This window comes from Succinimonas amylolytica DSM 2873 (assembly GCF_000378405.1).
In the GTDB taxonomy this organism is placed as follows: domain Bacteria; phylum Pseudomonadota; class Gammaproteobacteria; order Enterobacterales; family Succinivibrionaceae; genus Succinimonas; species Succinimonas amylolytica.
In genome coordinates this window covers 1-10,170 of record NZ_KB899646.1, presented here as the reverse complement: position 1 = coordinate 10,170, position 10,170 = coordinate 1, and the positions used below count along the sequence as shown (strand labels likewise).

The 10,170-nt window shown below is 47.9% G+C and carries 10 protein-coding genes and 1 pseudogene; 8 read left to right on the top strand and 3 right to left on the bottom strand.

All coding sequences use genetic code 11. From position 1 onward, the window contains the following. Window positions 1-173: 173 nt before the first annotated feature. The 3 genes and pseudogenes from F557_RS0117960 (at window position 174) to uvrC (ending at window position 4,979) form a co-directional block, all read left to right on the top strand. Complete coding sequence (locus F557_RS0117960; protein WP_019002178.1) at window positions 174-1,916, top strand: IS1634 family transposase; 1,743 nt, start codon at window positions 174-176, stop codon at window positions 1,914-1,916. A gap of 811 nt (window positions 1,917-2,727) precedes the next feature. Further along, window positions 2,728-2,985: pseudogene (locus F557_RS23760) on the top strand (flagellin); the annotation flags it as partial. A 164-nt stretch (window positions 2,986-3,149) separates the two neighbouring features. Then, window positions 3,150-4,979, top strand: coding sequence for an excinuclease ABC subunit UvrC (gene uvrC / locus F557_RS0117945; protein ID WP_019003585.1), 1,830 nt, complete (start codon window positions 3,150-3,152; stop codon window positions 4,977-4,979). Here uvrC and F557_RS23570 read toward each other — a convergent pair. Continuing rightward, window positions 4,976-5,107, bottom strand: coding sequence for a hypothetical protein (locus F557_RS23570; RefSeq protein ID WP_019003584.1), 132 nt, complete (start codon window positions 5,105-5,107; stop codon window positions 4,976-4,978). The genes uvrC and F557_RS23570 overlap by 4 nt on opposite strands. A gap of 63 nt (window positions 5,108-5,170) precedes the next feature. Here F557_RS23570 and F557_RS0117935 point away from each other — a divergent pair, with 63 nt between their 5' ends. The 4 genes from F557_RS0117935 (at window position 5,171) to F557_RS0117910 (ending at window position 8,271) form a co-directional block, all read left to right on the top strand. Next, window positions 5,171-5,536 (top strand): hypothetical protein, encoded by a 366-nt coding sequence (locus F557_RS0117935; RefSeq protein ID WP_019003583.1) that lies wholly within the window; start codon window positions 5,171-5,173, stop codon window positions 5,534-5,536. Between the two features lie 81 nt (window positions 5,537-5,617). Then, the gene (locus F557_RS0117930; protein WP_019003582.1) at window positions 5,618-6,289 is read left to right on the top strand and encodes a bifunctional 4-hydroxy-2-oxoglutarate aldolase/2-dehydro-3-deoxy-phosphogluconate aldolase; all 672 of its coding nucleotides are present in this window, start codon (window positions 5,618-5,620) and stop codon (window positions 6,287-6,289) included. Continuing rightward, complete coding sequence (locus F557_RS0117925; protein WP_019003581.1) at window positions 6,282-7,340, top strand: CobW family GTP-binding protein; 1,059 nt, start codon at window positions 6,282-6,284, stop codon at window positions 7,338-7,340. Before F557_RS0117930 ends, F557_RS0117925 begins: the two co-directional genes overlap by 8 nt. Window positions 7,341-7,863: 523 nt before the next feature. Beyond that, window positions 7,864-8,271: a hypothetical protein gene (locus tag F557_RS0117910; protein ID WP_019003578.1), complete on the top strand. Its 408-nt coding sequence runs from the start codon at window positions 7,864-7,866 to the stop codon at window positions 8,269-8,271. A gap of 9 nt (window positions 8,272-8,280) precedes the next feature. On the opposite strand, the gene F557_RS21625 is transcribed toward F557_RS0117910, so the two are convergent. Then, a complete protein-coding gene (locus F557_RS21625) occupies window positions 8,281-8,832 on the bottom strand; it encodes a type II secretion system protein (RefSeq protein WP_019003577.1) in 552 nt (183 codons plus the stop codon). 98 nt (window positions 8,833-8,930) lie between these two features. Further along, window positions 8,931-9,092, bottom strand: coding sequence for a hypothetical protein (locus tag F557_RS23175; RefSeq protein WP_019003576.1), 162 nt, complete (start codon window positions 9,090-9,092; stop codon window positions 8,931-8,933). A gap of 459 nt (window positions 9,093-9,551) precedes the next feature. Here F557_RS23175 and F557_RS0117890 point away from each other — a divergent pair, with 459 nt between their 5' ends. Continuing rightward, complete coding sequence (locus F557_RS0117890) at window positions 9,552-9,803, top strand: hypothetical protein (RefSeq protein ID WP_019003574.1); 252 nt, start codon at window positions 9,552-9,554, stop codon at window positions 9,801-9,803. The last annotated feature ends 367 nt before the right edge of the window (window positions 9,804-10,170 follow it).

Below are 10,170 nucleotides of genomic sequence, written 5' to 3'. Positions count from 1 at the left end.
CCAAAAAGTCGTCTAATATAAACTCAAGTAAATAACAGAAATCGACTTTTTAGAAAAATAACGGAAAAACTTGAAAAAACTGACTGATTTTTAGAAAAAAATCAGTCTTTTTTATTGCTTTTTAATTGTGTGTATATTATAATACAATATACACACAATTAAAGGAGAGAGTTATGCCATCAATTCCTTCAGGAGAAATTAAAACTGTTATAGTTCATGTCCGTCAGAAGAACGGAGATATCTACGTTCTGGAAAGAAAAATCAAATATGATCCGGAGAAAAAGTACAACAAAATACTAAGTGCAAAACTACTCTCTAAAATTCCCAAGGGCTCTGAAATTCCTGTGCCAACACGTGCAAAAAGAAAGAAATCAGATGCAAATGAGGCTGATAGTAAAATTGTAACTGCCGAAAGAACCCGTATCGGAATGATGGATATCATAGAACACGTCGGACAGGTTTCCGGCATAGATGATGCAGTCTATGGTTCGACTGATTATGGGACAGCACAGAAGATTATTTCACTTGCAAGGTATCTTCTTGCCTCCAATGGACAGACTCTTCCTGGAATACGAACCTGGCAGTACAATCATCCGTTACCGTATGAGGATGGAATAACAGAGGATGTTTACCATAATCTGTTTAAACAGATAGGTATGGACGAATCACTTCAGCAGGAATTTTTTACCAGACGTTGTGAATCTCTGTCAGAAAATGATGCTCTTGCATATGATTCATCCACCATATCGACCTACTCAAATAATCAGAGTGATGCAAGGTTTGGTTTTAACAAGGCTCATGACGGTTTAAAAACAATAAAACTGCTGACACTGTATTCCATTAACAGCAGGCAGCCCGTAGCTTTTACCAAACAGCCGGGAAATCTTCCCGATGTTACTTCGGTGGTTAACGCATTAAAACAGCTGACAGCACTGGGAATAAAGACCAGAGAAATAATAACAGATAACGGATACTATTCGGAAAGTAATATTTCAGAGATGCTTCAGGCCGGTTTTGATTTTATTACACTCGCAAAGACCAGTATCAAATGGATAAGACCTGAGATAGACAAAAACACCGATGCTCTGCATCAGTTCAGTAGCGTATGCCCGTTTGATCCGTCAATAAACGGAATAGTGGTTCCTGTTAAACACGATTTTGTAAAGGTACATAAATATGCCAGTCAAAAGAAAGGACTGAAGAAGGGAGATACTGAGAGCTTTACCAAGAAGATTTACATTCACATATATTTCAGTCAGACCAGACACAATCAGGCCAATGTCGATTTTAACGAAGAACTGCTTGAATTGAAAAGGACACTGGAAGAAGGAACACCTATCGAGGAACTGTCACCATCAGCTCAGGAAAAAGCCACAAAATACTTTAAGATAAAAAAATGGGGCAGCAAGCTGACTGTTATTCCCGATAATGAGGCTATCAGTGAAGCTAATAAGTATCAGGGATACTTTGTACTTATATCCAACCGGGAGAAAAATCCCTTTGAATGTTTAAGTAAATACCGCAAACGCGAGACTATAGAGTCGTTCTTCCGGGCAGAAAAACAGCAGGCGGACGGTTCAAGAGCTCGTGTATGGGGTTCGGATACTCTGCGCGGAAGAATGTTTGTGCAGTTTGTAGCACTGTGTTATTACGAATATTATTGCGAGCTTATCCGAAAGTTAAAACTGGAACTTGATAAAGATATTCATGAAGGTCAGTTAAGTAGTAATGAGCTTGCTGTTACCAAACGCCTGAAATCATGGGTAAATAATACCCCGATATACCTGCAGCTACAGTGGTTTGATACAGTAGAAAGTGTCAAAATTTCAACCAAACTTAGGACATACAGGTGGAGTACAGAAGTCACAGCATGTGACTCACTGTATCTCAAAAAAATTGGAGTCAGAAATGACTAGAATTGTTGAGTGTATGTTATACGACTTTTAGGATAGCAATTCCACTCCCGCGGAACAGACCCGGCTTTTAGACGGAGGTTTTGGTGCAAGGGTAGAGTGTGAATGGAATGGTGTATCCCCGGCTTTTAACGTGACTGTTGATTCCAATGCGCCTGCGGGACAATACAACGTTAAGGTGGTTAATACGCTAAGTCCTACCACAATTTTTAAATATAATCATTATTTTGACGAGACTGTTGTCGATAATGAAGGAAGCACCGTTACTATTCCTGGAGATGAAAGAACCTTCGGAGCGGGGACTATTACCTTTTCATATGGTTCCGGAGCAACTGCCGGGTCATGTACCATTCAGGTAGATAATGGTGATACATTACAGGATATTAGGTATAAATGTGCAGAGTTAAGACGTTCAGAAAACTCCCCAATTATGTGGATCTCAACAAAATCAGCAATAGATGGGGCGTTTTTTCAGTATATTTATAGCACACTGAGAGGAGATGCCAACCGTCCGCTTTCGATCAGTACTTCCGGTGATGAATCCCTTAAGCTTTTTGAATTTAGCGTAACAGCAGATTCTCAAGTTTATTCTTATGATAACGACTGGTTAATAAGCGGGATTGGTAAAGACGCAGTCTTTGAAATCGACGGGGAAGTCTTTTCTAATGACAGCACCAATTCAGTTGATGATCCGGTGAGGGGGCTCCATATTACCGCAAGCCGTACTTATAACAGAGACGTCCGTGTCAGGGTGGGGCCGGCTACTCCCTTCCCGGTGTCGACGATATCGGAAGCCCAAAACACCCTTGCTATTGTGGACAGATTTATCGCTGCCGTTGACAGCAAAAGAGCGGAACTGGGAGCGGTTCAGAACCGTCTGGAGTCCGCCATCAGAAATCAGGCCAGTGTTTCCGAAAACGTCGCGGCCGCCAGAAGCAGGATCCGCGATGCCGACTTTGCCACTGAAAGTGCTGCCATGGTCCGGCAGAATATTCTCCAAAAGGCTGCTCAGAGCATTTTAAGCCAGGCCAATCAGCGCCCGGGGATTGCACTGGCGCTCCTCCAGAAGTAGCCGCAGCACTGCCGGGTAGCTAACTCCGCCCCTGCTTTCTTTGCTATGTTCACCCGCCCCGGAGCGCAGCCCCCTTCCGAAATAGCTTTATTTTGCACCGGCATTTGAGTACCATGAAGGGCGCAATCATCTTACGGCCGCCGGCCGGACAGCAGGGGACACTCATGGCCTTTGACAGCGCATCCTTTCTGGAACAGGTGCCGCATAGGAGCGGCGTGTACCGGATGTTTAACAGCGAGAACGTTATTATCTACATCGGAAAGGCCCGGGATCTTAAAAAGCGCCTTTCCTCCTATTTCCGGAAGGATGTGGACAGCCTGAAGACCCGGAAGCTGGTGGCAGCCATTGATCATATTGAATATACCGTCACCTTTTCCGAAACCGAAGCCCTGATTCTGGAATGCAATCTTATTAAGGAATATCAGCCCCGCTATAACATTCTTCTCCGCGATGACAAGTCCTACCCCTATATTTTTGTATCCGGGGGACGGCATCCCCGGATTGCCAGTGTCCGGGGCCAGAAATCCGAAAAGGGGCATTACTATGGCCCCTTTCCGAGTCCCGGCGCTGTGCGGGAGGCGTTGCATCTTATGGAAAGAATTTTTCCGGTAAGGCAGTGCGAGGACAGCGTCTACCGCAGCCGTTCCCGCCCCTGTCTCAGCTGGCAGATCAAAAGATGCCTGGCCCCCTGCGTTCCCGGACACTGCACCGATGAGGAGTATCAGGAGCAGGTCAGACTGGCCCGGATGTTCCTGGAGGGAAAGTGTCCGGAAATCATTAACACTCTGGTTTCAGAAATGCAGGAGCTGAGTGACCGGCTGGAGTTTGAAAAGGCGGCCCGGGTGCGGGATCAGATGCTGGCCCTGCGCCGGGTGCAGGAGCAGCAGAGCGTCAGCGGCGATATTGACCGGAATATGGATGTAATAGGGTCTGCGGCCGGAGACGGCATGTCCTGCATTCATGTGTTTTTTATCAGGGGCGGCAGGATTCTTGGCAGCCGGAACTATTTTCCGGGAAATACCGGAGAAACGGACCGGTCAGAGATTCTCCGGGCTTTTATGCTGCAGTTTTATCTCGGTTCCAAAAATGCGCGCACCCTGCCGGAGGAGATTGTTACCGAGTTTTCCGGCGAGGAGAATCAGGAGTTTGAAAAGGCCATCTCCGGTGTGGCCGGTTTTGCTGTCCGGATTACAGCAGCCCCCGGCGGAGAAAGGGGACGCTATCTTAAGCTGGCGGTAGCCAATGCCGAGTCCGCCCTGAAGTCCCGGTCCGGACATGAGGAAACCCTCAGGAAACGTACCCTGGCTCTGGAGGAGCTTCTGGGAGTGACCGGAATTACCCGTATGGAATGCTACGATATCTCCCATACCATGGGAGAGGCGGAGGTAGCCTCATGTGTGGTATTTGGAAGAGAAGGCCCCGAAAATTCTGAATATCGCCGCTACAACATTGCCGGAATTACTCCCGGGGATGATTTTGCCGCCATGCACCAGGTGCTCTCCAGGCGCTTCAGCCGTCTTGAACCCGGAAAAATCCCGGATATTGTCTTTATCGACGGCGGCGCAGGGCAGCTCAGTCAGGCCGAGGAGGTGATTTCGGAAGCGTTTGCCGGAAATGACGCGTTCCGGGTTCCCCTGATAATCGGTGTTGCCAAGGGCGAGGGCAGAAAGCCCGGCCTCGAAACCCTGATTCGCGGCTTTTCCCGGGAGGAGTATCATCTGACGCTGGACAGCCCGGCGCTGCAGCTGGTGCTCCATATCCGCGACGAATCCCACCGCTTTGCCATTACCGGACATCGCCGGAAACGGGAGAAGGCCCGCAGTGTTTCCCGGCTTGAGGAGATCCCCGGTATCGGAGAAAAGCGCCGGCAGAGCCTTCTGACCCATCTTGGCGGCATGCGGGAGGTTTTCCGGGCCAGTGCTGAGGAAATCAGCAAGGTTCCGGGAATTTCCCTGAAAATGGCCCGGGAGATCTACGCCTTTCTTCATGACTAGCCGGGAATTTTTCCCGCAATGCCGCGGGATTCCGGACGGATCCCCTTCATTTCAGGGCGGATCTCCAGTTTTTGCAAAATTTTAGAAATGCCCCGGCATTTGGCATAAAATAGCACCTGAGTTATCATGTGCGGAATTCCGGGAGGGGCGGCCTTTCCGGAAACGGGATAATGTGAAAGCCGGAGGTGAAAATGCGGAAAGACGATTATGATTTTTTGCCTGAAAATGATAATGGCGATGATGATGACGGTGAAATCCGGAAATATGATCCCCGGGATCCGGATCGGGAGCTTTATGACGAGAACGGCAACATCAGTCAGGAAACCTTCTATTCCAGTGACGAAAACGGCTCCTGGGCGGGTAATGTGGTGTTTAACGCTGACGGAAGAGCGGTGGATGCCGACGGCCGGGTAATCGGCAATGACGATGATTTTGCGATGTTTGCGACCCGGGAGGCCGACTTTGAGGACGATGACGAGGATGATGACCTCTATAACGCTCTGGCAGACGGTCTGGATGATGACGACGATGATGAGAATGATGAATTCGAACGCTGATCTTTGCGGAAGATACCGGTATTCTTTAGGCTCCGGTTTGGTGCGGGGACAGAATTCCGGAAAGGTTTCAGGATATAAATCATGATAGAACTGGCCGGTGACAGGGGATGCTTTCAGGACCGTATTCTGAAGCTGATTGCCGCAAGCAGAATTATTCCCATTGTGGATGCCGTGAAGCCGGACCAGCTGGAACGGCTGGTGGAGCTTTATTACGGAGCCGGTTTCCGGACTCTGGAAATTAAAATGGATTCCCGGTTCATGGAGGCTTTTGTCAGTACTGTGCACCGGGATTATCCGGATGTCAGTCTTCTGGCAGGAACCTGCCGTTCTACTATGGATATTCGCCGGGCCTCGTTTCTGGGGATGGATATCATGATTTCTCCGGTGTTTGATCCCGCTCTTGTAGAATATGCCTGTCTCCATAATATCCCGTACATCCCGGCAGTGCGCAATGCCGCCATGCTGGCACAGGTGATGACGCTGGGATACTCGGTAATCAAGTTCTACCCCGCGGAGCAGGAGGGCGGCGCGCCCCTTATAGGCGGTTTCTATCCGGAATATGATGTCAGGTTTATGGCTTCAGGGGGGATTACCCTGGACAGAATTCCGGAGTACCTGGCTCTTGATAACGTGGCAGCAGTCTGCACATCGCATATTGTAAGTCCCAGACTGATGCTGGATGATAACTGGACTGAAATTGAAAAAAGAGTAAAACAGGCTGAAAAGCTGTTGAAGGAAAGTAAAAATGTCTGAAAAGAAACTTATTCCGCTGCAGATCCTGACCGGATTTTTGGGAAGCGGCAAAACTTCTCTTTTAAACGAGGTGGTAGCCAGTCCCGATATGAAGGGCACCGTGCTCATCATCAATGAAGTGGGCGAGGTCGGCATTGATGACAAGCTGATTGAAAACGATCGGCCGGCAATTCTGCTCCAGAACGGCTGTATCTGCTGCTCCCTTCAGGACGGTCTGGTAAACGTGCTTCACTATCTTATCGAGGTGCGTGATAACGGCGAACTGGATGTGAACCGGGTAATTATTGAAACCACCGGCATTGCTGATCCGGCCCCGATTATCAATCTGCTGTTCAACTACATTGACATTGAATACAACTATGCCTTTGCCGGAACCATTACCATTCTTGACGGCGTGAACGGCAAGAACGAGCTGGCAAAGAACTACGAATCCGTAAAGCAGATTGCGCTGGCAGACAAGATCATTATCAGCAAGTGCGACCGGATTTCTCCCGAGGATATCGAGGCGCTCCGGGTTACCGCCCACGACCTGAATCCTGACGCTCTGGTATTCGAATCAGCTCCGGGCAAGGCTCCCATGGATGCCTTTGTGGCCTTTGAAATTTTTGATACACCGAAGGATCTGGGAACCATTATGAAATGGGTAAATTCCCGGAGAAAGGACTACAAGCTGGCCGCCGGCATGACCCCGGTGAAGCAGACCGGTGTTATGACAAAGGCTTTGCCCACGCACTCCAGCTACGAGACGGTAACTCTTGAATATGACCGGCCGCTGAACCGCATCAGCGTGATGAATACCTTCTCCATGCTGTGCCGGCAGTTTGGCGAGGCAGTGCTGCGTCTTAAGGGCATTTTTGATTTCGGGGACGGCTATCCCTTTGTGATTCACGGAGTTCAGGGGGAGTGCTATCCGGTGACCAATAAGGCTTCCTGGGAGGGCAAGGATCCATTTTCGATTATCGTGGTTATTGTGTCTCCCCGTATTGCCGGTGATGTGGAGGAAATGCTGAAGCACTTCATTACCTATGCCGAGCCCGAGGAGCAGCTGTAGCTGAAAGCTGTAGGCCGGAACAGGCCCGGATCTTTCCTGAAAGCCGCGGAAACGCCGGAAGAGGCCGGAATTTCCGCGGTTACTGTTTAGGAGCTGGCGGGATCGCAGGTCATTGAACTGCTGCCGTTCGAATTAATGCTATTTATGCATTAAGATCCCCAAAACCCATGGCACAGGGATTGCGCGGCTTTCCCAGAAATCTCTTAAATGGCAGTTTTCAGGGGAGCTGATGGTGAAGCGGTCACGGTTTTGTGCGCTCTTCAGAGATGAAAGGCTCTCTTCCTGGAAATTGATAGAATTCCCCGGAAAGAGACCTCTGAACGTGAGCATGAAATCATTTCTGAAGACAGAGATGCCTATAGCTGATTCTGGCCAGCCCCCGTCATGATATATATGACTGCGAAGGCAGCAGGATTTCAGTCTGGCAGACAGGCTTCCGGAAAAGATTTAGATATTAAAAGCTGTCCCATGGTGGCGGTATAGGGAAGCGGAACAGTTTTTTGAGCACAATGGGAGGACTTGCATGCAGTTCAAGCAGGGACTAGGCTGGAAGGCCTGTTATGATGAGGAAAAAGGCATTTATACCGCCAGAGTTTCATGGCGTGGTGATGCAGCCTACTATGAGATTGATGCCGGGGTGTTTAATCGCCTGGGTACCCCGGAGATGGGTAATGACTATCCTGATGATCTGATAAGAACTGGGCGTCTTCTTTACCAGAAATGGGATGGCTCTTCAGGCCCTGCTACAGAAACTGTCTATGATGACCGCTTTGCGGAGATGTGCTCCTGGGCTGAGATCCGCCGCTGCGATAATACCTCCAGCAAGGAGATGACAGATTTATTTGCTGATCTATGGGGAAACGAGAAAACCAGAGAATACCGGAAAGAGCAGAAGGAAAATGAAGAGGCCCATCACGATGACGAGCCTTAGGGGATAGGCTTAGCAGCCGGAGGTGAAAGACTTAATGGCTACTTCACCGGTTGTTTTATCTTGTTCGTAGTAGGCTGCACAGGTATCACTAGGGAGTAAGTAATCGTTAGAGCACTGTTCTTTACCAGGAACCCGGATAAAAAACCAGGCAGAGTATTTGTTACTATCTATCTCCTCTTTCATTGTTTTTCCGTCAAAGAGTCCCCAGTTCCAAGAACAGGCTATCCACTCATTATCAAAATCAGCATCCAGCACAAGGTCTGTATATTCGGTGTATTTAAACCATTTCGGGTGAGTATGCCCTTTGGTTATCGGCCAGCTTCCCTCGCCGATTGTTATGTATGCACTTTTCTGTGTTTCCTTTCCTTCCAGCACCGCTTTTGAGTAGACCATCTGATCCATAGATCTCAAAGCGGCTTCCATGCCTTTAATGGTGCTGGCTTTAGCATCACTTTGCAGATCCATAAACTTCGGTGCGGCTACAGCGGCAAGAATGCCGAGAATAACGATAACGACGATAAGTTCAATAAGGGTAAAACCCCGGGAGGATTTGATTTTCATGAAGAGATTCTGTCTTAAAAAATAGATACTTTATCCCCCTAAGTATATATATACAGAAACGGACGCAAGTTTTCTTTAATGGCTTTTTAGCCGGAAAACTATTCCCGCTTTTCTCCGGTCTCCACCGTGTCCCCGGTCCTGAACTCAATGGTCAGCCTGTCGGAATGCACGGTTATTTTCCGGATCCGGTGCCTAACCAGAGTCTCATCAAACTCCGAGAGCTCCGCGTTCTCCTCTCTGATGAATTCTCTGAGTTCCATGATGCGGCTTACTGTTACGTTACGGCGGTTCCGGCTGTTCTCCAGTTCAGTCTGCTGCTCCCGTACCTTCTGAAGCGCTGAAACCGCAGAGCTGTAATTCTTCCGTGCTTCAGCCAGACTGATGATCTCCTGTGGCAGATCCTGCAGGGTTCTCAGGAAGCTTTATCCGCATACGCAAAAAGATAATCCGGAAAAAAGGCCTGATGGCCGCGAGGCCGCATTTTTCTGGCGTTCGTGGAAATTATTCCGGATTTTTTCCAAAGCCGTTCCTATACCGAAGGCAGATCATGATGACTGATTCCTGCATTTCAGGCATTTTTTAGCAAAATATGGATAAAGTGCACTTGTAACAGACGGATTATTAGCAAAACAGGGCATTTTTGAAAGTTTTTGATGATTAATTCCGGTGCGGAGGCGATATTAAGGTACTTCTCATCAGAAGTATGAGGTGATGTTTAAGTGAAATCATATACTGTTATAATAACTGATGTTGCTATTCAGGTACTGAATATATGGTATCTGATGATGTTCGTAACTGTCGAGATTAAAGATCCTGGAAACGTAACCGGATCAAAGATGCTGCAGGGACGCTATATTATGAATATTTTGCAAAGTTTTCAGGTCAAAACCCCCAGTGTGAAGCGGTTTTGGCAAGCGGAAATAATGGTTTTAGCAATAGTTAAAAATATAGATTGTAAAAATAATATATGAAACGATTGACAAAATATTTGTGGTAAGAGTATATTTGAAGTTGCTTGCCGAAAAATCAGTCAGGCTATCAGTCCGGGACTGTGCCAGTATATGCTGCTGATAATGCCCTGCAGTACCAGTCAGGTTTTAGAGAAGGGCGGGCAGGATTTTTCGGAAAGAATGAGAATGCCGGAGTAATCAGAAAGAGCTGTCAGTTCATAATGTCCTTTTGCGCCCTGACGGGCCGGACGGCTGAGCGGCTTTATATTACGGCCTCCGGTAATGGAGCAGATACTAAGGAACTGTGCATAAATAAACTTTACAAATTCGGGCTGATTGTGTAGTTCCAATCAGGGTGAAACTCATCACCAACTATGTTCAAAGATTT

Bases quoted from the DNA above. Each gene is read 5' to 3' on its own strand.
- F557_RS0117960 (WP_019002178.1), top strand. From the start codon at position 174: ATGCCATCAATTCCTTCAGGAGAAATTAAAACTGTTATAGTTCATGTC.
- F557_RS21625 (WP_019003577.1), bottom strand. From the start codon at position 8,832: ATGAAAATCAAATCCTCCCGGGGTTTTACCCTTATTGAACTTATCGTC.
- F557_RS0117925 (WP_019003581.1), top strand. From the start codon at position 6,282: ATGTCTGAAAAGAAACTTATTCCGCTGCAGATCCTGACCGGATTTTTG.
- F557_RS0117930 (WP_019003582.1), top strand. From the start codon at position 5,618: ATGATAGAACTGGCCGGTGACAGGGGATGCTTTCAGGACCGTATTCTG.
- uvrC (WP_019003585.1), top strand. From the start codon at position 3,150: ATGGCCTTTGACAGCGCATCCTTTCTGGAACAGGTGCCGCATAGGAGC.
- F557_RS0117910 (WP_019003578.1), top strand. From the start codon at position 7,864: ATGCAGTTCAAGCAGGGACTAGGCTGGAAGGCCTGTTATGATGAGGAA.
- F557_RS23175 (WP_019003576.1), bottom strand. From the start codon at position 9,092: ATGGAACTCAGAGAATTCATCAGAGAGGAGAACGCGGAGCTCTCGGAG.
- F557_RS23570 (WP_019003584.1), bottom strand. From the start codon at position 5,107: ATGATAACTCAGGTGCTATTTTATGCCAAATGCCGGGGCATTTCTAAA.
- F557_RS0117935 (WP_019003583.1), top strand. From the start codon at position 5,171: ATGCGGAAAGACGATTATGATTTTTTGCCTGAAAATGATAATGGCGAT.